The organism is Bacillus sp. EU63 (genome assembly GCF_038592915.1).
Classification (GTDB): Bacteria; Bacillota; Bacilli; order Bacillales; family Bacillaceae; genus Bacillus; species Bacillus velezensis.
In genome coordinates this window covers 3,746,887-3,768,319 of record NZ_CP151944.1, presented here as the reverse complement: position 1 = coordinate 3,768,319, position 21,433 = coordinate 3,746,887, and the positions used below count along the sequence as shown (strand labels likewise).

Below are 21,433 nucleotides of genomic sequence, written 5' to 3'. Positions count from 1 at the left end.
CTGTTTATTTATCCGTTTACGCGCAGCTGTACAAATTTTCGCTTGCCCACCTGAATCGTCATGCCGTCTTCTGCGGTAATGACGGTATGAAGGGCATCCGTTTTCTCCCCGTTCACTTTGACTCCGCCGTTTTGAATCATACGGCGTGCTTCGCTTTTTGAAGAAAAGAGTCCAATCGTGACGAGCAGCTCAATAAGGGGCACGGTCTTTTCTCCGTCCCATATGATGGTTTTCATATCTTCAGGCAGGCTGTTTTGCTGGAAGACACGTTTGAAATGCTGTTCTGCCGCATCCGCCGCTTTCCTGCCGTGGTACATTCTGACGATTGTACCCGCTAAGATCATTTTGGCATCTCTCGGATGAAGCTTTCCTGATTCCAAATCCTTCTCCATCTGTTTTTTCTTCGCAGGCTCTAAGTCTGTCGCTAAATGAATATATGTTTTCATCAGGCTGTCCGGCAATGACATCGTTTTGCCGTACATGTCGTTCGGATGCTCGTCAATACCGATGTAGTTGTTTTTTGATTTAGACATTTTTTCAACGCCGTCAAGACCCTCCAAAAGCGGCATGAGGATGACGACCTGCTTTTCTTTTTTGTAGCGTTCTTGGAAATGGCGGCCCATCAGCACGTTAAAATGCTGGTCCGTACCGCCGAGTTCGATATCGCTTTCGAGAACGACAGAATCGTAACCCTGCATCAGCGGGTAAAAGAATTCGTGAAGTGAGATCGGTTTTTGCATGGCGATGCGCTCCTCAAAGTCGTCGCGCTCCATCAGACGGGCGACAGTAATTTTCCCCGCTAATTCAATCACATCTTCCAGATTCAATATATTCAGCCATTTTGAGTTGCAGTGAAGTTCAACTTTGTCTTGATCCAGCACCTTGCCAAACTGTTCAAAGTAGGTTTTGGCATTGTGCTGGACTTCTTCATCAGTCAGCTGTTTTCTGGCTTGCGACTTCCCCGTCGGATCACCGATTTTTCCGGTAAAGTCCCCGATAACAAGCTGTATGATATGGCCGTTTTCTTGAAATTGGCGCAGTTTGTTTAACACGACGGTATGGCCCAAGTGGACGTCGGGTGCGGACGGATCAAGGCCGAGTTTAATGTTCAGCGGCTTGCCGGATGTCACTGATTTGGCGATTTTATTTCTCAATTCTTCAGGCGGTATGACGTCCGCGGCGCCGGTCATGTACAAATCCAGCTGCCTTTGCACTTCTTTTTCCTGATCATTCGTTAAAGTGATTGATTCCATCTTTTACATCCTCCTTTTTTTAGCCAAACAAAAAAGCCGCATCCCAAAAGGGACGTGGCTGTATGCACGCGGTACCACCCTGATTGAAGACGACGTCTTCCGCTCATTCGAATAACGGTTTCCCGTTCTTTGCTACTGAAGTTCACAAAGAAAGCTCAGGGAGGTAATTCACGTTTGTCTTTGTGCCGGCTTGCACCATCCGCCGGCTCTCTGAAACAGGGAGACAATCCGTTACTGATTCCCGTCATAGCTGCTATGTTATGAAATTGTCAGCGATTTTTTGCAGCAGGGCGGACAGCGTTTTTTGTTCCTGTTTATCCAGACAGGCCGTCAGTTCAATTTCCCCCTGATGAAAGTCGGGGTAAAGGTCTTCAATAACCTTTCTGCCCTCATCGGTAATACTGATGAATACAAGCCTGCGGTCTCTTTTGTTCGTTTGTCTGCTGCATAAGCCCTTCTTCTCCAAAGTGTTCAGGACATTGCTCGCCGTCGCCGCGGTAATTCCGGATAGAGCGGCTATCCTTCTTGTATCAAGCGTTTCCCATTCACAAAGGTCATACAGGATGGAAAACGCCGTCCATGATAATTTGTGTGCCGACAGCACCTCTTTTTCCATTTTTACACGGAGCTGCTGGGCGGACCGATAGAGTGCAGCGGCAATATAGGCCGCCTCTTTGTTTCGGCCGGATAGATCGGAAAAAGGCCTGTTCGGCTTCTTATTGTCTGATCCGGCATCGTTGCGATTCGTCAATGGCGTCTTGCTCCTTATTATTGTCAGAATCATTAGCTATGAAATGAATTTTAACAGAGAATGCAAAAGATATCAAATCGCAAACAGCACATTCCCGCAGAAAAAATGTGTAAGATCGAGGTTTACTTTTTAAAAAAAGGGAAAGACATTTGTACAACAAAAAGGGAGATGAATATCAGTGGGAAAGAATGAAACAATGCATATCGTATCATGTGCCGATGATCATTATGCTCGTCATTTGGGTGGGATGTTCGCTTCTTTATTGATGAATATGGATAAAACAAGGGATGCGAAATTATATGTGATCGACGGCGGAATTACTTCCGAAAACAAGGACAAGCTTGAACAGACCGCGATGTCATTCGGGACGCCGCTTGAATTTTTAGAAGTAGACGCTGATCAATACAAGCATGCAGTCGAAAGCAGCCACATTACAAAAGCGGCTTATTACCGCATTTCCATCCCTGATTTAATTAAGGATGAGTCCGTAAAGCGGATGATTTACATTGATTGCGATGCAATTGTGATGGAAGATATTTCGGTTTTATGGGACTTGGATATTTCCCCGGCAATAGTTGCGGCGGTAGAAGACGCCGGACAGCATGAAAGACTGAAAAAAATGAATATCAGCGACACTGCCAAGTATTTTAATTCCGGCATTATGATTATAGATTTCGAACCTTGGAGAAAACAAAATATTTCCAAAAAGGTGATTGATTTTATCAACGAAAACAGCTCGGAGGATTTTCTCGTGTTCCATGATCAGGACGCGCTTAACGCGATCTTATATGATCAATGGCATGAACTGCATCCGCGGTGGAACGCGCAGACGCATATTATCATGAATGAGAAAACGCCTCCTGAACTGATCGACCGTATACGTTACAGAGAAACACGTGCCGAACCGGCCATCGTCCATTTCTGCGGCAGCGACAAGCCTTGGAATACAGGCACCTCGCACCCGTATCGTGATCATTATTTCCGATATATGTCCTTTACGAAATGGAACACGATTGACCGCCCGGCCATGAACCAATAGGCAGGTGTGATGAAAACGCTTGTGAAGCCGCTATCCGGCTCTCAAGCGTTTTTTTTATTATTTCACCCGAATCGCACGCACGCGTTTTTGCAGACTGGTCTTTTCGGCAGACGGCTTCAACCGGCTGACTGCCGTTTGCGCCGCTGATTTTGCTTTTTTCGTCTTGGTTTTTTCAGCCGCTTTTACTTTGTCTCTAGCCTGCTGCCGGTTGAGTTTATCTTTTATCCGGTCAAGCCGTTTTTCCAGAGCGGTTTTTTCTTTTCCCAGCTGGATTTCGCTGACGGCTTTTTGGGCTTTTGCGGTGCTGGCCTCAGAGGTCTTTTTTTCCGCCTGCTTGACGCTGGCCTCAGCTGTTTTCAAAAGGCTTGAGTTGACAGCGTTCAGCCGTTTTTGCAGCCCTTTTTTCTCTGAACCGGCCGGTAATTTGCGAATGGCGCTTTGTGCGGCATTGACGGCGGTTTTTTTCTTTTGTTTTTCGGCAGTCCGGACCTTGTCTCTTGCGTCCGTCACATTTCTTGCCGTCTGGACTTTATTGATCCGCGCCTCGAGAGCGGTTTTTCCCTTTGACTTGGACAGCTTGCTGACTGCCGTTTTTGCTTGATTGATATCTGCCTGTTTTTTCGTCTTTTCCGCTTTTATTACGGCCCGTTCGGCGAAACTCTTTTGCTTTACGGGATATTGTACTAGGCCGTACCCGAATCGGCTGTCACGTCCGGGAGCGCCCAGATCTTTGATGTTTTGCTGCATCTGCTGCCGGAGCTGTGTATTTGTTTCCTCGGGATATTTCTGCCTGAGCAGCGCGAACATGCCGGTGACGTGGGGCGCGGCTTGAGATGTGCCGTCAGCCGTGGCGTACATTTGATTTAGATACGTGCTCGTAATATTGGTGCCGGGTGCGGCAAATTCAATTTGTTTTCCGGTCGTGGAAAAAGCCGCGAGCCCGTTTTTTTCAGTTGACGCTGAGACTGCCGTTACGCTGCTGTAGGCACCCGGATAATTGACGGGTTTTTTGTTGCCGTCGTTTCCTGCGGCTGCTACGATCACGATTCCTTTTTTGTATGCTTTGTCTACGGCGTCGTGAAGAATTTTGCTGTCTGCGTTAGTTCCGAGGCTCATATTGATGATGTCCATTTTGTTGGCGATCGACCAGTCGATCGCTTTAAGAAGGCTTTTAAGATCGCCTGCACCCTTTCTGTCTAATGCCTTAACCGCATATAACCGGACATCCGGCGCGATGCCGTCAACGCCGTATCCGTCATGTTTGGCCGCAATGATTCCGGCGACATGCGTCCCGTGTCCGTTGTCATCTTTGTATGAGGAAGTATAGCTGACTGCGGAATAGCCTCCGGCAATGGAAAGGTCATCATGAGGGTAAATGCCGCTGTCAATGACAGCCACTTTCACCTTTTTTCCCGTCAAGCCTTCTTTCCACGCCTGCTTGACCTGAGTCGGTTCTATATCCCATTGCGGCAGCGCGTAACTGCTGCTTTGGGCCGCTGATAACGGGCGGATATCAGAACCGCCTGCTGCCTGAAAGGATACATTGTCTTCTACATATAAGATGTCAGGGTCCTGTTTCAGGTCTTTCACCGTTTGTGAATCGGCTGACACGGCGACTGCCGGGAGATGCTGATAGGTCTGTTCCACATCCGCTCCGCTGTCTATGGCGGATTCCTTGCCGTTTTGATTTTTGTACACCACGATAACGTCCCGGTCGTGCGTCTCGGCGTGCGCGGGCGCCGCGGCGGAGAACAGGCTGACGCACAAGGCCGCGGCCATTATCGGTTTCAGGATGTGATACATTGCAATTCCCCCTTTTTCTTTATATATCGGCAGTGCGGAATTCTTTTTTTCCTGAGGGATAAGGAAAATTTCTGTATGCAAATGTAAGCGTTTTCAAAATATGATGGAGAAAATGCTTTAAGACATCTGCGCAATGAACTCAAAAAGGGGGTTTTTGATAAATGAGTACGTTCAATCGGGTCATGGAAGAAAAAATCATGCCTGTCGCCGGAAAAGTCGCCGGCCAAAGGCACTTAAGAGCTTTGCGGGACGGCATTATTTTGACTATGCCGCTTATCATCATCGGATCGGTTTTTCTGATTCTGACGAGTCTTCCGATTCCCGGTTATGCCGATTTTATGGCTGGTCTTTTCGGTGAAAATTGGGTTGAAAAGCTCGGGTATCCCGTGAATGCGTCCTTTGACATTATGGCGCTTGTCGCCGCCTTTGGGATTGCTTACCGGCTTGCGGAAAGCTATGAGGTGGATGCCCTGTCGTCGGGAGCCATTGCCCTTGCCGCCTTTTTATTGGCGACGCCGTATCAGATTCCGTTTATTCCTGACGGCTCGGCAACAGAGATTATGGTGGGAGGCGGCATTCCGATTTCGCTGCTCGGAAGCAAAGGTCTGTTTGTCGCGATGATCATTGCAATGCTGTCAACGGAAGTGTACCGGTTTATCATACAAAGAAATATCGTTATTAAGATGCCTGACGGAGTGCCGCCTGCGGTCAGCAAATCGTTCGTTGCGCTCATCCCCGGTTTCATTATTATTACGCTTGTATGGCTGGCCCGTCTGTTTATTGAAATAACTCCTTTTAAAAGCCTCCACAATGTCGTAGGCGATCTGCTGGGCACCCCGCTGTCTATTTTGGGCGGGAGTCTCGGCGGAAGTCTTATCGCCGAATTCGTGCAAATGCTGCTTTGGTCGTGCGGCATACACGGCGCGTCCATTATCGGCGGCGTCATGTCGCCGATCTGGTACGGGGCGATGGATGCCAACCGTTTGGCTTTTCAGGCGGGAGAAGCGCTGCCGAGCATTTTTACGACACAGTTCTTTCAAATATGGATTAATGTCGGCGGAAGCGGAGCGACGCTTGCCCTTGTGCTGACCATGCTTGTGCGCTCCAGAAGCAAACAGATGAAACAGCTCGGCCGTCTCGGCATCGGGCCCGCGATTTTTAACATTAACGAACCGATTATTTTCGGGATGCCGCTCGTCATGAATCCGCTGTTAATCGTGCCCTTTATCATTGCGCCGCTCTTGACCATTACGGCGACGTACATCGGGATGAGCACGGGGATGGTGGCAAAACCGGCGGGAATCGCCGTGCCGTGGACGATGCCGCCGCTGATTTCCGGTTATTTGGCGACGGGCGGGAAAATCTCCGGTTCGGTCATGCAGCTGATCAATCTCCTGATTACATTTATCATCTATTATCCGTTTTTCCGAATTTGGGATCTTCAAAAATGGAGAGAGGAACGGGCGGCGGAACAAAACGTCACTGAAGAAACATAAAAAAAAACGGGCGCCTTCGCCCGTTTTTTTTAACGCTGGAAAAATTCGATCCATTCGCCGTCAGGTCCTTCAATGTAAAAGTAGCGATATCCGTTCGGAAGCGTCGTGATTTCCTCATCGATAAATACGGCGCCCTGACGCTTCGCATGCGTGAACTCCACCGCGATATCTTCAGTCAATAAAGCGACATGGTGAACTTTTCCTTCTGCGGGAAGCTCGCTGCTGTAGCCCTGGATCAGCTCAATTTCCGTCTCCGGCCCTTCTTGAAAGCCGAGAAAGGCAAGTTCAATAATGCCGTTCGTATGAGTGATACGATCCTTTAACGTCATACCGAGAACGTCTTGGTAAAAGGCGATGGATGTTTCAATATCTTTGACCATAATGCCTGTATGGTCGATTCTTTTGGCTGTCATGGTTTTCCCCCTGTTTTGAATTTTTCGGGACAATGCGGTGTTGATCATGTTTTATGGTACGATAAGAGAAAGCAAAACGAAAGAGGAATGCACAATGAAGCTACTTACAGTGAAAGATACATTTGCCGGAAAGCTGAAAAAAGGATTCCCCCTGATTGAAAAAGACGCTCTGTCCGGAAGCTCGGCTCATTTAACAGAGGGCGATCTTTTTGATGTGACATCCGAGAAGGGTGAGTTTATCGGAAAAGGCTATTACGGTTTGCAGAATAAAGGAGTCGGCTGGGTGCTGTCCCGCGCGAGAGATGAACGGATCGACGGACGTTTCTTTCTGGACAAGCTGAAAAAAGCGGCTGAAGCAAGAGCCCATCTGTTTAAGGCGCCCGATACGACGGCGTTCCGGCTTTTCAACGGTGAGGGCGACGGCATCGGCGGCGTCACGATTGACTTTTATGACGGTTATCTGCTGATTCAATGGTACAGTAAAGGCATTTACGCTTATAAGGACAGCATGATTGAGGCGATTGACGGACTGGAGCTTTCTTATAAAGCGATCTATGAAAAGAAACGATTCGATACGGCCGGGCAATACGTGGAAGACGACGATTTTGTCAAAGGCGAAAGAGGAGATTTTCCGGTCATTGTTCAAGAAAACGGCATACAGTACGCGGTGGATTTAAACGATGGGGCGATGACGGGCATTTTCTTAGACCAGCGTCATGTGCGCAAAGCGATTCGGGATAAGTATGCAAACGGCAGACGGGTGCTGAATACGTTCTCTTATACGGGGGCATTTTCCATCGCGGCGGCGCTTGGCGGAGCTGAGAAAACGACCAGCGTCGATGTCGCCAACCGCAGTCTCGCAAAAACGATTGAACAGTTCAGCGCCAACGGAATTGATTATGAGGCGCATGACATTAAGGTCATGGATGTTTTCAAATACTTCGGCTATGCGGCGAAAAAAGGGCTGGAGTTTGACCTCATCATCCTTGATCCGCCTTCTTTCGCCCGCACAAAAAAACGGACGTTCAGCGCGGCGAAAGATTATAAAAACCTGCTGAAGGAAACGATCGCCATCACTGCAAAAAACGGCATCATCATCGCTTCGACAAACAGCAGCGCCTTCAATATGAAGAAATTTAAAGGCTTTATAGAGACCGCCTTTAAAGAAACAAATGAGCGTTACGACATTTTGGAAGAATATACGCTTCCGGAAGATTTCAAAACGATTCCCGCGTTTAAAGAAGGGAATTATTTGAAGGTTGTTTTCTTGCGGAAAAAATAGGATGATCATTTATAGCGTGGAAAGAGGGGAAAAGAAAACCCTCTTCCATCGCTTTAATACGGGATAAAATAATCTTCATATCTTACTGTTTAAAGAAACAACCCGCTATTACTTAGTATCTCATCTGTGCCAAGTAAAGTGGCCTCACTAATGCCCACATTGTTGGTTTTCATGAAGGATTGCACCGCTTGGTAGCCAACCGCATAACCTGCAAACGGTGATAAGCCGACAGGCTGATAACCTTGTTCGGCTGCAAAGGTGTCACCAAACATGTAACTGCTGACCTCAGCAAACCCTTTCACATTTAATGAGTCTTTGATAATTTCTTTTGAGTATTCTAAGTCTTCTTTTTCAAAAGAAGTAACCCAGGGACCTAACAGAGCTTCTCCGTAAAGTTCTTTGGCAAACGATTCTGCCAACCCCTCTATCATTAAGTAATCACCAACCGTTACGTTCCCATAATCCCAATTGAAATACGAAAAACGAATATTATGATGAAATTCATGTGCGATTACAGCAGGCAGTCTCGGTATGTTATAAGAATTGGGGAATATTGAAACTTGAATAAATCCCGGAATTCCTCCGAATCCACAATACCCTCTATGTAACTCAAGCTTTTTTGGATTGGCCAGATACATCCCAAACCTTATTTCATCAGCATTTATTTTTAAGCGGTTTTGTTGGATAAATTCTACACAATGAGTTAAAGTGCCATATGCAATTTGAAGAGCTTGAATTTCTTTTAGATTCTCTAATGCTTTTCTTCCGGTTTCCGTATCAAATATGCTCAGATAGCCCAGCATATTTGTAGCCATGATTACATCATATCCGTTAGGTTGCTTTGCCTTTAAGGGAACATTCATCTTTTTCCACATATCTTCAAAAGGTTTCATCATTGAATACCGATAATAATCTTCTCTATTTTCAATCATTGAAAATAACGTTTCGTATTGCCCAATTGTATCCTCGATAATGATTTTAATGGGTACCACCCTTTTTTTGATGATCTATATAAATTGTAATGGCATCACTCATGAGCTTCGCCAACCCTTCACCATACTGATCGATGTTCTTAGTGAAGCGTTTATCTTCAATATAGAGTTGACCTAATCCGTAAAAGGCATCAAAAGAATATTCACCAAAATTTTCATTGAGAAAATCAAACCACTCTTTGATAGCTGTTTGTACGTCTGGGGACTTGGGAGATTGGTTAATAAGGAGTGCAAATTTATTGAACATTGCAGTCCACTTATCAGATAAATCTTTTTGCTCACCATCAGTCATGTTTTTCAATCTTATATTTACCTCATCGACGGGTTGATCGCCCCACCGTTTGCGAGCTTCTTGTTCATAAAGATTATGCTTAAAGTGAATACCTTCAAACCTCTCTTTGTTTGTCATGGAGATTTCTCCCTTGATATGTTTGATTGATTTATCTATCTATGGTTTCAATCATCTTGTCTACTCTATTTCGTTTCTCAATCAACATTTTCTTTTGTAATAGTAATGCCTCCCTTCGGTTAAATGAAGGACTATTAATGATTTCTTTAATCTCTTTTAAGGAAAAATCGAGCTCCTTGAAAAATAATATCTGTTGCAGCTGTTCAAGATTCTCTTCAGAATAAAGCCGATAACCGGAATCGGTCGTTTCCTGAGGAGTCAATAATCCGATTTGATCGTAATGATGGAGAGTCTGTATGCTTACTCCAATCAGTTCAGCTACTTCTTTTACTTTCATACCCATCACGTTTGCCGCCTCCTTAATGGCTACTCTAAAGTATTACGCAGCGTAAGAGTCAATAGTTGGATAAAGATTTTTTGTATATAAAGGGAGAACATATGAGGATTTCATTGCTGAAATTAAAGAAAAAAAGCCGGGCGTGAAGCTCCGGCTTTTTTCTATTCAATAATGTGCTGCACCCGGCCGATTCGTCCGTCTTCAAGGCGGACCTTAATGCCGCGCGGGTGGAAGCTTGAGTTCGTCAAAATATCTTTCACGATTCCTCTTGTCAGCTTTCCTGAACGCTGATCGGCTTTCAGGACGATATCGACTTCAAGTCCTTTTCTGATGCTGCTTCGCTGCTGGCCGTTCATATGACACATCCGTTCTTCAGTCTTTTCACTTCATATCTTATCATATCGTGTTTTCGTCTTTTTATGAAGGACAGACAAATCCATCTGAGTGGCAAATAAAAAAAGACCGCTCTGTAAGGAGCAGTCTTTTATGACATAAACGAAAGCAAAATCGGGGCCGCGCACAGCGTCATAATTGCGGCGAGAATCATGGACACGCTTGAGATCGTTCCTGATACGGAGCTGAGCTCAAATGCTTTAGATGTTCCCGCTCCGTGCGCGCTAGTTCCGAGCAGCACGCCCCGGGCAATTTCGTTATCAATGCGGAAATAGCGGATGACCCGGTCCGATGATCCTAGAGTAAACACCTCTTTATATAGAAAAAAGAAATAAGTCTGATAAAAATAGAAAAAAACTTGATTAAATACATTTTTTTTGTATACAATCCTTATATATCAAAAAAAGGAGGATCAATAGTGAAATTCAAAAAAGTACTTACATATTCTTTCGGAACGATTGTTCTTTTGTCAGGTTTAGTTACAACTAATGCTTTGGCAAAAGGAGACACAAAAGATACAGGTTATTATCTCGAGATGCCAAAAGGATTTGGTGCCAATAACTATACAGGGTCTAGAACTAAATACAATGATTCCTCAGTATATCAAAAAAACTCATGGATAGGTAGAGACAGAAAAATAAATTTGTGGATAGTTAATAAAGATAAAAAGGATGTATCAGGCGGTCGTTACGTAGTTGTTAGTAGTGGTCAACATAAGAATATACCAAATGTTGCAATTGAGAAGAATCATGGTAAAGCACTCGGTGTAAGAATTGCTGGAGAGGTACAAGGCCCTCCAAATGCAGTAGTTATTGCAGCAAAAGGAGTTTGGAGTCCAGATAGTAGAAGATAGAATTTGATAATAACTAGAAAGAATTTTTTCTTTCTAGTTATTTGAATTGGGAGGGTTTTTTTTGTTTTATCAATTATTGAAAAATAATTTCATAGAAGTTTTAAGCTCGAAAAAATATAAATTTTCTTTATTAATTATGATTCTCCTTTTCGTTATTGATATTTTCATATCAATCTATCAAAAGTTTTCTCTTCCTTATTTTGATAAAGATCATTTGAGTTTTTCGTTGTATTTTTGGTTAGGCACGAACGACTCTGTTATTAGCGGTATCTTAATATTCTTATTTGTTTTAATTTCTTGCTTACCGTACAGTACAAATGTATTAGAAGAAAAGCAAAATGGTTATTTTCAATTTGTTATATCACGTTGTTCATTATTAAAATATTTTAGTTCCAAAGTGATAACAGCCTTTATTAGCGGCGGTTTCTTATTTGTTCTCCCTTTTGTGTTATCATTCATATTGATGTTAATAATGTTCGGAAACAAGTTGCCGTATACTGAATTTGTTGATAATTATGGAATGTTTCATCAGATTGCAGAGTATCATCCTAGTATTTACATGGCAATATATATTTTAATTTTGTTTTACTATGCAGGGTCTTTTGCAATTTTAGGAGTGTTTTTGTCTACTTTCCTAAAGAATAAATATCTTGCATATGTGTCACCGTTTTTGATTATTTTGGTTTTAGAACCTGTTTTCGAAATATTTTACCCACAGTTATCGCCTATATTGTTAATGAGTCCCATTCAAACTATTACAGGTATTTCGATTATATATCTGTTTGCGATACCATCTTTTGTTTTAGCAATTTCATTAGTAGGAACTTATATTGGGTTGAAAAGATATGTTCAACAATAACTTTCTGTATTATTTACTGAAAATAAGTTACAAAAGAATTTTATTAACATTTATAATTTTGCTGTTGTTAAATTCGGCCGTATTTTATAATAATACAATTAATTCAGCAATAGATATTAGTTTTATGAAAATTTTCTTGAACATATTAGGTGGACCTACAAGCTTTATAACAGTATGTGTATTTTTATTGTCTTTGAATAGTTTGCATTTTTCAAATTATGTTATACCACGGTTTAATAAGAGAACTATTTTTTTTAGTTTTATTATTAAGCTTATCCTATTAAGGACTATTTTGTTTTTAGTATTAGCAGTATTAAGCACTTTACTTACAGCGTTACTTTTATCACCTGGTACATTTCTTAAAACTATAATTTATACAAATGGGACTATTGGATTGCAACTAGTATGTTTGTTATTAGGGTGGGTAATGGTTTTATTAATTATTCAGTTAGTTATATTGATATTCGAATTGAAGTTTCCAAGATACGGAATGTTAATTGGTTCGGTTATTGTACTACTAATCCTATTTAATGATATGTATGATTATTTTTCAATCATATTTGTTCAGGCCATATCATCCACGTTTTACGATAAATTATATCTATTATTTATAATTGTTTTTACATCCTTGATTTGCTTGAAACTATCAAAGTCTTTTCAAATACTGAGGAGATAAATAAAAAATGTATTTATATGATGTGAAAAATATCTGGAGACAGAATAAATGGCAATGGATAATTTGGATTTTTGTTATTGCTTTTTTGCTATTTATGATAGTCCATAGTCTCAATATAATTAATATTAATTCTGTTTGGGAGTCGTTGATGGGAAATGAATTATTTTTCATGCCGTTCCCTTATTTCTTTATCTGTGGATTTTACTTGTTGATTAATGGTAATTATTTATATCAACAACGGAGTAAAACAATTTCTATTGTCCTTACTAGAGTATCCTCGAGGAAACAATGGTTATTTGGCAAACTCTTTTTTACTATAGTAATGTGTACTAGTTATTGTCTGTTGTTAATTTTATTAGTACATATAGCTGTTTTTTTAAAACATGGAAATTTTAGATATGACCATTATACAGCTTATACTTTTTTTACAGTTTTTTTAACTTTGTTAATTTGTGGTTTGTTTCAAACCATTTATATTTTGAAAGTAAAACCTATACAAGCTTTTTTTGTAGTGTATGGTCTATTGATACTTCCTGTATGGATTGACGTACCTTTTTTACCTGGTTACTACTCTTTTATTAGCAATACTCTTATAACTCCGCATGAAGTTAATCATAGTGGTTATTTGTTTTTCTTTACTATAATAACAATTTGTTTAATTATGCTTGCAATTAAGCAAATTAGACACAAAAACTTTTTTTAAAGGGAGAACAATATGTCTTTAACAATAAAGTTAGACCATGTCACTAAAACACTTAATTCCAATAAGGTAGTAAATGATGTTTCGCTACAGTTATTTTCAGGAAAGGTTTACGGATTTAAAGGTGTGAACGGTTCGGGGAAATCGATGCTTTTCAGAGTGATTTCTGGGCTACTCGTTCCTGAAAAGGGTGTTATAACTGTGAACCAAAGCATTTTACATAAGGATATATCGTTTCCAGAGAGCATGGGGATAGTTATTGAAAATCCGGAATTTATTCCTCACTTAACGGGCAAACAGAATTTAAAAGTGCTTGCATCAATAAAAAAGAAAGCGACGGACGCAGATATTAATAAAGCATTAGACATAGTTGGTTTGGATAAAAATGATTCAAGAAAGTATAAGAAGTTCTCACTAGGAATGAAGCAACGTCTAGCTATTGGACAAGCTATTATGGAAAATCCGGATTTGCTAATCCTTGATGAGCCAACTAATGCATTGGATGAAGAAACACTTCATAAAATAAAGACTTTTTTGATCGACTATAAAAAAAGAAACAAGTTAATTCTTATTTCAAGTCACGATAAAAACTTTCTTGAATCAATTAGTGATGAAATATTTGAAGTGAAGGATGGAGGTGTAATTGTTTCAATGTAATAGCTATTAAAATTGAGTTTACTAAAAACACCATTTCTTAAGAGAAATGGTGTTTTTAATTTAAATATAGTGAAGTTAATGAGGGTTAAAAAAACGAAAGCAAAATCGGGGCCGCGCACAGTGTCATAATCGCGGCGAGAATCATGGACACGCTTGAGATCGTTCCTGATACGGAGCTGAGCTCAAATGCTTTAGATGTTCCCGCTCCGTGCGCGCTGGTTCCGAGCAGCACGCCCCGGGCAATTTCGTTATCAATGCGGAAATAGCGGATGACCATCGGCCCGATGATCGTTCCCAATAAAGCCGTTAAAATGACGAAAACCGCTGTAACGGCCGGCATCCCGCCGATCATTTCTGAAACGTTCATGGCAATCGGCGTCGTCACGGATCGCGGCACGAGACTGTCGACTAAGCTGCTGCCGAGATGGAACCATTTGGCGATAAAGGCCGTTGACAGAATGGCGATACATGAACCGACCGCTACGTTCAAAATAATTTCCACGGCGTATTTCTTTAAAATCGGGAAATATTTATAAAGCGGGATGGCGAACGCCACTGTTGCCGGCTGAAGCATATCGGTCAGCAGTCCGCCGCCGAGATTGTATGTCTGATACGGGACATTGACAAGAAGCAGCAGTACGACCAAAACAGCGGGCGTAATCAGAAGCGGCGACGTATACACCCGCGGAAAACGAGTGTAGAGTTTTTTCGCGCCCAAATATACTAAGACAGTTAAGAATAAACTTATGATTCCGATGAACACGTTTGTTTTTTCTCCTTTCTTTTTGCTATCAGCTGTGTAAGCGTACCTGTTGAAACCATCACGACAAATGTGCTGATGACGACGACAAGTAAAATGCTTACGCCGAATTTAGACATAATATCTCCGTATTCAATCACTCCGACGGCAGACGGGATGAAAAACAGCAGCAGCTCACCGAGGAGCCATGCTGCGCCAAGCTCAATCCATTCAAGTTTGATAATCTTGAAATGCAATAATGTGAAAAGAATCACAATCCCGATTATACTGCCGGGAATATTTATATGAAGAGCCGCCGTGACCCAATTGATCAGACGCGCAAATATAAACAGCAGAGCGATTTGAATAACGGTAAGCAGCAATTTTTTCATAATGATGCCTCCCTTATATTTATATTGTACAGAAGGTTTTCCTATAGGTAAAATACATATAAAGAATAATGTGTATTCCTTTTGTCTATAGAAAGGATGAAATGTAATGGATATCCGGCACTTAACGTATTTTTTGGAAGTGGCCCGTTTGAAAAGCTTTACGAAGGCTTCACAGTCGCTGTATGTTTCACAGCCGACAATCTCAAAAATGATTAAAAACCTGGAGACGGAGCTCGGCATTAAGCTGTTTTACCGCAATGGCCGGCAAGTTGAACTGACTGACGCCGGGCAGAGCATGTATGTGCAGGCGCAGGAAATCACAAAGTCATTCCAAAACCTGACGTCAGAGCTGAACGATATTATGGAAGTGAAGAAAGGGCACGTCCGCATCGGTCTTCCGCCGATGATCGGGTCCGGCTTTTTCCCGAGAGTGCTCGGTGACTTCCGCGTCACATATCCCGATGTGACGTTTCAGCTTGTTGAGGACGGCTCAATTAAAGTGCAGCAAGGGGTGGAGGACGGCTCGCTTGATATCGGGGTCGTCGTGCTTCCCGCGAATGAAGAGATTTTTCATACGTTCACAATCGTCAAGGAAACCCTTATGCTCGTCGTCCATCCGTCACATCGGCTCGCTGACGAGAAAGAATGCAGTCTTCACGAATTAAAAGAAGAGCCGTTCATATTTTTCAGGGAGGATTTTGTCCTTCATAATCGAATTATGACGGAATGCGTGAAAGCCGGATTCAGGCCTCACGTCATTTATGAAACGTCACAGTGGGACTTTATCAGCGAAATGGTATCCGCCAATCTCGGTATCGGCCTCTTGCCGGAAAGAATCTGCCGCGGTCTTGATCCTGACAAAGTCAGAACCATTCCGCTCGTTCATCCGGTCATTCCGTGGCATTTAGCCATCATTTGGCGGAAAGACCGCTATATGTCCTTTGCCGCCAGAGCCTGGCTGGAGCATACGAAATCGTATTTATGGAATCCGAAAAAGAGAAAAAAGGATGATTAAGCATGGACGCACAAACCGCAGCTCAACACTTGAGTAAAGTGCGGGATCAAAACCCGCTCGTTCACAGTATCACCAATAATGTCGTCACGAACTTCACCGCTAACGGACTGCTCGCGCTCGGCGCATCGCCCGTTATGGCTTATGCAATTGAGGAGGCCGCCGACATGGCGAAAATCGCAGGAGCGCTCGTCCTGAATATAGGCACCCTCAGTTCGGCGTCGGTTGAAGCTATGATCGCAGCCGGAAAATCGGCCAACGAAAACGGTGTTCCGGTCATTTTTGATCCGGTAGGCGCCGGCGCCACGCCGTTTCGGACGGCATCAGCCCGCAAGATCATACAGGAGGTCCGCTTGTCCGTCATTCGCGGAAATGCCGCGGAAATCGCCAATATTGCCGGCGCCCCTGATTGGAAGATAAAAGGCGTGGATGCGGGGGAAGCCGGAGGAGATGTGGTTCAGCTCGCTAAGACGGCTGCAAGCGGGATGAAGACGGTCATTGCGATTACCGGAAAAACCGACGTCATCTCCGACGGCACCGGCACATATGCCGTACATAACGGTGATAAACTGCTGACGAAGGTGACGGGGGCGGGATGCCTGCTGACGTCTGTAATCGGAGCCTTCTGCGCAGCGGGGCAGGACGTTCTGCAAGCGGCCGTTTCAGCCGTTTCTGTATACGGAAGCGCCGCTCAGCTTGCCGCTTTGGACACCTCCCATAAGGGGCCGGGCAGCTTCCAGATTGAGCTTTTAAACAAGCTGGCAAGCATCTCCGAACAAGAAGCGGCCGAGCTTGCCGCAATTGAAAGGGTGACAGAAAAATGACGCGTATTTCTCGGGAAATGATGAAGGATATGTTATCGGTTTATTTTATTATGGGATCAAACAATACAAGCGCAGATCCCGTTTCCGTGGTGAAAAAAGCCATTGAGGGCGGCGCTACGCTTTTTCAATTTCGGGAAAAGGGGAGCGGTTCTTTAACAGGGGATGAACGTGTCCTGTTCGCAAAGCAGGTGCAGGATGTCTGCAGGCAGGCCGGGATTCCTTTCATCATTAATGATGATGTCGAATTGGCCTTGCGCCTTGAGGCGGACGGAGTGCATATCGGACAGGATGACGCAGACGCCGAAGAAACGAGAGCGGCAATCGGCGATATGATTCTCGGTGTGTCAGCACATAACGTCTCCGAGGTGAAGCGGGCGGAAGAAGCCGGAGCCGATTACGTCGGAATGGGCCCGGTCTATCCGACCGAAACAAAAAAAGATGCTGAAGCTGTGCAGGGCGTTACATTGATTGAAGAGGTGCGGCGTCAGGGCATCACCATTCCGATTGTAGGAATCGGCGGCATTACGGCTGACAACGCGGCGCCCGTCATTGAAGCGGGTGCAGACGGCGTCAGCATGATCAGCGCCATCAGCCAAGCCGAAGATCCAAAAGCGGCGGCGCGCAAGTTTTCAGAGGAAATTCAGCGCTCCAAAGCAGGGCTGTCCCGATAGGGCGGCCCTTTTTCTGTGTGCGTAAAAAGGCAGTGACGGACTTGGAGAATATAAGCCGTATGTCAAGAACAGAGCAATCAAGCTTGCAATATCGACCGAAGCGTTTGACGGCTCTATCGCTTCTCTCAAAGTGACGCCTGAACCAATCACCGCCGGCGCCGAAGGCTCAAAAGCCCTCTATAAAACAGTGAAAAGCGCGCAGTGAGAGATCATTTCGAGGTCACGGAAAAACTTAATGCGGAATTCAGCGAATTTGAAGTTTTGATGTCGAAATACAAAACGTGCGATCAATCGTATACGTCCTGTGATACATTAAGTACAGATCAAATCAGAGAGATAAGCACGAAGCTGACGGCCCTTTCTGAAACCATGTCGAAGATTGCCGATGTGCTTTAAAAGGAGTTAAGACACAGCATGAGCGATGAACATAACAAGGAAAAACAGATCCACAGACGGGATGTCCTGAAGTGGGGCGCCGTCGCGGGCGCCGCCGTCGCTGTCGGAGCGAGCGGCCTCGGAGGACTCGCGCCGCTCTTCAAACCGGCGGCCACCGCTTCAAAGAAGAATGATGAAAAAAGGGATCGTGATCAAATCGTTCCTTTTTACGGAAAGCACCAAGCAGGAATCACAACGGCGCATCAGACGTATGTGTATTTTGCGGCGCTTGATGTCATGTCAAGCGACAAAGCCGATGTCATCTCCCTTTTCAAACATTGGACAAGCCTGACGCAGCTGCTGACTTCAGGCGCCGTCCCGTCGGGCGAACAGAAAAATAAATATATGCCTCCGCAGGATACCGGGGAGTCGCAGGATCTGGCACCGGCGAATTTGACCGTTACCTTCGGCTTCGGCCCCGGGTTTTTCGAGAAAGACGGGAAAGACCGCTTCGGACTGAAGGATAAAAAACCGAAGCACCTCGCCGATATTCCGCCGATGCCTAACGACAAGCTCGATAAGAAGCAAGGCGGCGGTGATATCGTCATACAGGTCTGCGCGGATAATGAACAAACGGCGTTTCACGCGGTGCGCAACCTGATGAAACAGGCATCGGGGGTGTGCGAAGTCCGCTTTCTCAATAAAGGTTTCTTAAGCGGCGGGAAAAACGGAGAAACACCGCGCAACCTCTTCGGATTCAAAGACGGCACCGGCAACCAAAGCACGAAGGATGAAAACCTGATGAATTCGATCGTTTGGGTTCAATCAGGAGAGCCGGACTGGATGACGGGAGGCACGTACATGGCGTTTAGGAAAATTAAGATGTTTTTAGATATATGGGACCGTTCATCCTTGAAGGAACAAGAGGACACGTTCGGGCGGGTGAAAAGCTCGGGCGCGCCTTTCGGACAAAAAAAGGAAACCGATCCCGTGAAGCTGAATCAAATTCCCGCCGACTCGCATGTCAGCGTGGCAAAATCAACCGGCAGACAGATCCTGCGCCGGGCATTTTCCTATACGGACGGAATTGATCCGAAGACGGGCTATGTTGACGCAGGCCTGCTGTTTATCTGCTTTCAAAAAGACCCGGACCGCCAATTTGTCCCGATGCTGAAGGCTTTGGCGGCAAAGGATGCGCTGAATGAATACACACAAACGATCGGCTCTTCCTTATTCGCCTGTCTCGGGGGCTGTAAAAAAGGAGAATATATCGCCCAAAGGCTGCTGGAATCGTGACACCTTCCATATGGAAGGTATTTTTTAAAAAAACACTTGTAACTATAAAAGTTACAACTTAAAATGATAAGGAAAGGAGACTTACAATGACACTGCAGATTAAAGTATATTCTGATTATGTATGTCCGTTTTGCTATGTCGGAAAAGCGGCGTTTGAAGAAGCTATCAAAGACAAGGACGTACAGGTGGAATGGATGCCGTTTGAATTGCGTCCGAGCCCCTCGCCGAAACTTGATCCGGTGAATGATCCCGCCAAGCGGCAGATGTGGAAAAACTCCATTGAGCCGATGGCGCAGTCGTTAGGCGTTGAAATCACGTTCCCCCGCGTGTCACCGCATCCTTACACGGATTTGGCATTTGAAGGCTTTCATTTCGCAAAGGAACATGGGAAAGGAAGCGAATACCATACACGCGTTTTTCAGGCGTTCTTTCAGGAAGAACAAAATATCGGTGACGTTGGCGTGCTGACAAAGCTTGCGGAAGAAGCCGGACTTGACGGCGCTGCCTTCAAAGAGGCGCTTGAGACAAGAGCGTACAAGGACGTACAGCGGGAAGCGCTCCGCCATGCTTATGAGGAAGCCGGCATTACGGCAGTGCCGACGTTTATCATCGGCGATGAGAGAATCCCTGGCGCGGCGGGAAAGGAAACCTTTGAACAAATCATTGAGCGGGAACTGAATAAACGTTAGTAAAAAGCCCTCTTTGCATCAGCGAGAGGGCTTTGCCATATAGTGTTTGACAAATGTTTGTCTGTCCGCTTCATATGCCGCGGCGTCAAAGGAGTCGCCGCAAAAATGAAGGCACCAAGGGTCTTTTTGGCAGGCGACGCCGACTTGATAGCCGTGTTTTTGAAATTCAAGCGACTGTGATGTGTCGTAAAAATGAAAGCCGCGGAACAAATCCTCCCGCCACTCCACGTCATATTGAGCCGCCATTAACAAGCCGTCAATGGCGTCAGCGGGCGTAAACAGGCCGTCTTCATCACCGTGCTCAAAGTCCAAGGGGTGATAAGCATTCCCCCGGTATTCAATCACTTTTCCCATCCGCTCTCCGCTTTCCCACCAAATGCCGTTCGGCGGCAGGGTTTTGCAGCCGGCGACACCGAGAAGGCCGAGCTCCTGATGAGATTGAAAGATATGAAGCATGTCATGAAGGAAATGCTGATGAATGATAAAAGTATCCTGATGCAGATAAATTTTATATTTGGAGGGGTGTTTAAGCGCTTTGTTGTAGGACGAGGCCATGCTTGCTGAATCGTATATCGGCATGATATCAACGGAGTATGAAGGGGGGACGGTAAGCTGCATGATATGGCTTTTGCACCGGGAGTACAGCGACTCGTCATTCACACAGACGACAAACAGAAATGAATGTGAATCCATTACATGCTCCTCTCGGCCTCAATCACATATTGATACGCCGATGCTTCTGTCATAAAGTCATGCCTTATGCCAAGCTGTACGCATACTTCGTGCAATGATGCGATGGCTTTGTGGTAAGAAGGGTGATCAACGCGGATCGCCTCAATGCGTTTCACCTCATAGCCGGCGGCTTTAAATAATGAAAGAGTCTCTTCCCGGGTAAAAAAACGCAGGTGGGTCTGATCCATTAATCCGGCGTCACTGTAAGTCCATTTGCCGGCTAAAAGCTCCAGCACGACTGAGATGTGGCCGACATTCGGTATGCATGCAAGCACCGTGCCGTCTTTTTTTACATAAGGACGAAGCTTTTTCAGCACTGACCACGGGTCGACAAGATGCTCCAGAACGTCTCCGAACAGCATGCAGTCGAATTGCTCTGATTCGTACGGAAGAATGGCGGATTCAATGTCGCCGCAAAGCACGTGGCTCAATTTGCTTTCCGCCTTTTTTGCGGCTTCGGGATACGCTTCAATGCCGTAAACCGTTATTCCGCGGTCTTCGATCGCCGCTCCTAAATTGCCTGTGCCGCAGCCGACATCAAGCACTGTCCGCCAGTTTTCGTCTATTTTGTTCAATAAATAAGGATTCAGGCCTTCGTAGTAGTTCTGTTGTTTTTCATCATAATAGGGATTCGTATCCATCTGTGTATCACCTCATAAATGGGCATATACACAAGATATGCAGCGGGGGGATCTCATATCACCATGTTTGGCTGTTCAATTGCGGAATACGGACGGGAATGGTTGTCCGGTATACGGTTTGTTCTCTGATTCCCCTCTTATTGCGGATG

22 protein-coding genes, 3 pseudogenes and 1 other annotated feature are annotated in these 21,433 nt (G+C 44.6%); of the genes and pseudogenes, 13 read left to right on the top strand and 12 right to left on the bottom strand.

Going from position 1 to position 21,433, the window contains the following annotated elements; genetic code table 11:
* Window positions 1-8 precede the first annotated feature (8 nt).
* Together tyrS and NYE38_RS18935 are read right to left on the bottom strand one after the other, a co-directional pair.
* Window positions 9-1,253, bottom strand: a complete 1,245-nt coding sequence (tyrS, locus tag NYE38_RS18940) for a tyrosine--tRNA ligase (protein ID WP_017418630.1) — start codon at window positions 1,251-1,253, stop codon at window positions 9-11.
* A gap of 45 nt (window positions 1,254-1,298) precedes the next feature.
* Window positions 1,299-1,510, bottom strand: a binding site (T-box leader).
* The gene (locus tag NYE38_RS18935; RefSeq protein WP_017418631.1) at window positions 1,507-2,004 is read right to left on the bottom strand and encodes a MarR family transcriptional regulator; all 498 of its coding nucleotides are present in this window, start codon (window positions 2,002-2,004) and stop codon (window positions 1,507-1,509) included. Its footprint overlaps the feature before it by 4 nt.
* Before the next feature lie 178 nt (window positions 2,005-2,182).
* Between NYE38_RS18935 and NYE38_RS18930 the strand changes: the two genes are divergently transcribed.
* A complete protein-coding gene (locus NYE38_RS18930) occupies window positions 2,183-3,043 on the top strand; it encodes a glycosyltransferase family 8 protein (protein WP_063636531.1) in 861 nt (286 codons plus the stop codon).
* Window positions 3,044-3,100: 57 nt separating this feature from the next.
* On the opposite strand, the gene NYE38_RS18925 is transcribed toward NYE38_RS18930, so the two are convergent.
* Window positions 3,101-4,846, bottom strand: coding sequence for a S8 family serine peptidase (locus NYE38_RS18925; RefSeq protein ID WP_340801716.1), 1,746 nt, complete (start codon window positions 4,844-4,846; stop codon window positions 3,101-3,103).
* Window positions 4,847-5,007: 161 nt separating this feature from the next.
* Between NYE38_RS18925 and celB the strand changes: the two genes are divergently transcribed.
* Window positions 5,008-6,342: a PTS cellobiose transporter subunit IIC gene (gene celB / locus NYE38_RS18920; protein WP_007407728.1), complete on the top strand. Its 1,335-nt coding sequence runs from the start codon at window positions 5,008-5,010 to the stop codon at window positions 6,340-6,342.
* A 29-nt stretch (window positions 6,343-6,371) separates the two neighbouring features.
* Here celB and NYE38_RS18915 read toward each other — a convergent pair whose 3' ends face one another.
* Complete coding sequence (locus NYE38_RS18915; protein WP_017418633.1) at window positions 6,372-6,755, bottom strand: VOC family protein; 384 nt, start codon at window positions 6,753-6,755, stop codon at window positions 6,372-6,374.
* A gap of 94 nt (window positions 6,756-6,849) precedes the next feature.
* On the opposite strand from NYE38_RS18915, the gene NYE38_RS18910 reads away from it, so the two are divergent.
* Window positions 6,850-8,037, top strand: a complete 1,188-nt coding sequence (locus NYE38_RS18910; RefSeq protein ID WP_061581635.1) for a class I SAM-dependent rRNA methyltransferase — start codon at window positions 6,850-6,852, stop codon at window positions 8,035-8,037.
* Window positions 8,038-8,126: 89 nt separating this feature from the next.
* Here NYE38_RS18910 and NYE38_RS18905 read toward each other — a convergent pair whose 3' ends face one another.
* From NYE38_RS18905 to NYE38_RS18890, 4 genes and pseudogenes are all read right to left on the bottom strand, one after another.
* Window positions 8,127-9,029: a DUF2268 domain-containing protein gene (locus tag NYE38_RS18905; RefSeq protein WP_128974144.1), complete on the bottom strand. Its 903-nt coding sequence runs from the start codon at window positions 9,027-9,029 to the stop codon at window positions 8,127-8,129.
* Window positions 9,016-9,781, bottom strand: a pseudogene (locus NYE38_RS18900) (MerR family transcriptional regulator). The gene NYE38_RS18905 and the pseudogene NYE38_RS18900 overlap by 14 nt, the downstream one beginning before the upstream one ends.
* Before the next feature lie 155 nt (window positions 9,782-9,936).
* Window positions 9,937-10,131, bottom strand: coding sequence for a YwbE family protein (locus tag NYE38_RS18895; protein WP_003150901.1), 195 nt, complete (start codon window positions 10,129-10,131; stop codon window positions 9,937-9,939).
* A 128-nt stretch (window positions 10,132-10,259) separates the two neighbouring features.
* Window positions 10,260-10,451, bottom strand: a pseudogene (locus NYE38_RS18890) (LrgB family protein); the annotation flags it as partial.
* Between the two features lie 135 nt (window positions 10,452-10,586).
* On the opposite strand from NYE38_RS18890, the gene NYE38_RS18885 reads away from it, so the two are divergent.
* The 4 genes from NYE38_RS18885 (at window position 10,587) to NYE38_RS18870 (ending at window position 13,913) form a co-directional block, all read left to right on the top strand.
* Complete coding sequence (locus NYE38_RS18885; protein WP_025650423.1) at window positions 10,587-11,021, top strand: hypothetical protein; 435 nt, start codon at window positions 10,587-10,589, stop codon at window positions 11,019-11,021.
* Window positions 11,022-11,082: 61 nt separating this feature from the next.
* Window positions 11,083-11,880, top strand: a complete 798-nt coding sequence (locus NYE38_RS18880; protein WP_017418638.1) for an ABC transporter permease — start codon at window positions 11,083-11,085, stop codon at window positions 11,878-11,880.
* An 824-nt stretch (window positions 11,881-12,704) separates the two neighbouring features.
* Window positions 12,705-13,259 carry an ABC transporter permease gene (locus NYE38_RS18875; RefSeq protein ID WP_223254685.1) on the top strand — a complete coding sequence of 185 codons (555 nt, stop codon included), beginning with the start codon at window positions 12,705-12,707 and terminating at the stop codon, window positions 13,257-13,259.
* Window positions 13,260-13,271: 12 nt separating this feature from the next.
* Window positions 13,272-13,913, top strand: a complete 642-nt coding sequence (locus NYE38_RS18870; RefSeq protein WP_017418641.1) for an ATP-binding cassette domain-containing protein — start codon at window positions 13,272-13,274, stop codon at window positions 13,911-13,913.
* An 85-nt stretch (window positions 13,914-13,998) separates the two neighbouring features.
* Here the strand turns inward: NYE38_RS18870 and NYE38_RS18865 are convergent, their stop codons facing one another.
* The gene (locus NYE38_RS18865; RefSeq protein ID WP_017418642.1) at window positions 13,999-14,676 is read right to left on the bottom strand and encodes a CidB/LrgB family autolysis modulator; all 678 of its coding nucleotides are present in this window, start codon (window positions 14,674-14,676) and stop codon (window positions 13,999-14,001) included.
* Entirely contained in the window at window positions 14,658-15,044 is a 387-nt protein-coding gene (locus NYE38_RS18860; RefSeq protein WP_007407725.1) for a CidA/LrgA family holin-like protein, read from the bottom strand. The genes NYE38_RS18865 and NYE38_RS18860 overlap by 19 nt, the downstream gene beginning before the upstream one ends.
* A 106-nt stretch (window positions 15,045-15,150) precedes the next feature.
* On the opposite strand from NYE38_RS18860, the gene NYE38_RS18855 reads away from it, so the two are divergent.
* From NYE38_RS18855 to NYE38_RS18830, 6 genes and pseudogenes are all read left to right on the top strand, one after another.
* Window positions 15,151-16,059, top strand: a complete 909-nt coding sequence (locus NYE38_RS18855) for a LysR family transcriptional regulator (protein WP_003150908.1) — start codon at window positions 15,151-15,153, stop codon at window positions 16,057-16,059.
* 2 nt (window positions 16,060-16,061) lie between these two features.
* Window positions 16,062-16,880 (top strand): hydroxyethylthiazole kinase, encoded by an 819-nt coding sequence (thiM, locus tag NYE38_RS18850; RefSeq protein ID WP_017418643.1) that lies wholly within the window; start codon window positions 16,062-16,064, stop codon window positions 16,878-16,880.
* Window positions 16,877-17,551, top strand: a complete 675-nt coding sequence (thiE, locus tag NYE38_RS18845) for a thiamine phosphate synthase (protein ID WP_017418644.1) — start codon at window positions 16,877-16,879, stop codon at window positions 17,549-17,551. The genes thiM and thiE overlap by 4 nt, the downstream gene beginning before the upstream one ends.
* Window positions 17,552-17,657: 106 nt before the next feature.
* Window positions 17,658-17,947: pseudogene (locus tag NYE38_RS18840) on the top strand (Efem/EfeO family lipoprotein); the annotation flags it as partial.
* An 18-nt stretch (window positions 17,948-17,965) separates the two neighbouring features.
* Entirely contained in the window at window positions 17,966-19,222 is a 1,257-nt protein-coding gene (efeB, locus tag NYE38_RS18835; protein WP_017418645.1) for an iron uptake transporter deferrochelatase/peroxidase subunit, read from the top strand.
* Between the two features lie 86 nt (window positions 19,223-19,308).
* The gene (locus NYE38_RS18830; RefSeq protein ID WP_003150913.1) at window positions 19,309-19,911 is read left to right on the top strand and encodes a DsbA family oxidoreductase; all 603 of its coding nucleotides are present in this window, start codon (window positions 19,309-19,311) and stop codon (window positions 19,909-19,911) included.
* 18 nt (window positions 19,912-19,929) lie between these two features.
* Here NYE38_RS18830 and NYE38_RS18825 read toward each other — a convergent pair whose 3' ends face one another.
* Together NYE38_RS18825 and NYE38_RS18820 are read right to left on the bottom strand one after the other, a co-directional pair.
* Window positions 19,930-20,604 (bottom strand): glycosyltransferase family protein, encoded by a 675-nt coding sequence (locus NYE38_RS18825; protein WP_017418646.1) that lies wholly within the window; start codon window positions 20,602-20,604, stop codon window positions 19,930-19,932.
* Window positions 20,604-21,284 (bottom strand): class I SAM-dependent methyltransferase, encoded by a 681-nt coding sequence (locus NYE38_RS18820; protein ID WP_014306063.1) that lies wholly within the window; start codon window positions 21,282-21,284, stop codon window positions 20,604-20,606. The genes NYE38_RS18825 and NYE38_RS18820 overlap by 1 nt, the downstream gene beginning before the upstream one ends.
* Window positions 21,285-21,433 lie beyond the last annotated feature (149 nt).

Coding starts and splice junctions, on each gene's coding strand:
- tyrS (WP_017418630.1), bottom strand. CDS start 1,253: ATGGAATCAATCACTTTAACGAATGATCAGGAAAAAGAAGTGCAAAGG.
- NYE38_RS18925 (WP_340801716.1), bottom strand. CDS start 4,846: ATGTATCACATCCTGAAACCGATAATGGCCGCGGCCTTGTGCGTCAGC.
- celB (WP_007407728.1), top strand. CDS start 5,008: ATGAGTACGTTCAATCGGGTCATGGAAGAAAAAATCATGCCTGTCGCC.
- NYE38_RS18915 (WP_017418633.1), bottom strand. CDS start 6,755: ATGACAGCCAAAAGAATCGACCATACAGGCATTATGGTCAAAGATATT.
- NYE38_RS18910 (WP_061581635.1), top strand. CDS start 6,850: ATGAAGCTACTTACAGTGAAAGATACATTTGCCGGAAAGCTGAAAAAA.
- NYE38_RS18895 (WP_003150901.1), bottom strand. CDS start 10,131: ATGAACGGCCAGCAGCGAAGCAGCATCAGAAAAGGACTTGAAGTCGAT.
- NYE38_RS18875 (WP_223254685.1), top strand. CDS start 12,705: ATGGGAAATGAATTATTTTTCATGCCGTTCCCTTATTTCTTTATCTGT.
- NYE38_RS18870 (WP_017418641.1), top strand. CDS start 13,272: ATGTCTTTAACAATAAAGTTAGACCATGTCACTAAAACACTTAATTCC.
- NYE38_RS18860 (WP_007407725.1), bottom strand. CDS start 15,044: ATGAAAAAATTGCTGCTTACCGTTATTCAAATCGCTCTGCTGTTTATA.
- NYE38_RS18855 (WP_003150908.1), top strand. CDS start 15,151: ATGGATATCCGGCACTTAACGTATTTTTTGGAAGTGGCCCGTTTGAAA.
- thiM (WP_017418643.1), top strand. CDS start 16,062: ATGGACGCACAAACCGCAGCTCAACACTTGAGTAAAGTGCGGGATCAA.
- thiE (WP_017418644.1), top strand. CDS start 16,877: ATGACGCGTATTTCTCGGGAAATGATGAAGGATATGTTATCGGTTTAT.
- efeB (WP_017418645.1), top strand. CDS start 17,966: ATGAGCGATGAACATAACAAGGAAAAACAGATCCACAGACGGGATGTC.
- NYE38_RS18830 (WP_003150913.1), top strand. CDS start 19,309: ATGACACTGCAGATTAAAGTATATTCTGATTATGTATGTCCGTTTTGC.
- NYE38_RS18825 (WP_017418646.1), bottom strand. CDS start 20,604: ATGGATTCACATTCATTTCTGTTTGTCGTCTGTGTGAATGACGAGTCG.
- NYE38_RS18820 (WP_014306063.1), bottom strand. CDS start 21,284: ATGGATACGAATCCCTATTATGATGAAAAACAACAGAACTACTACGAA.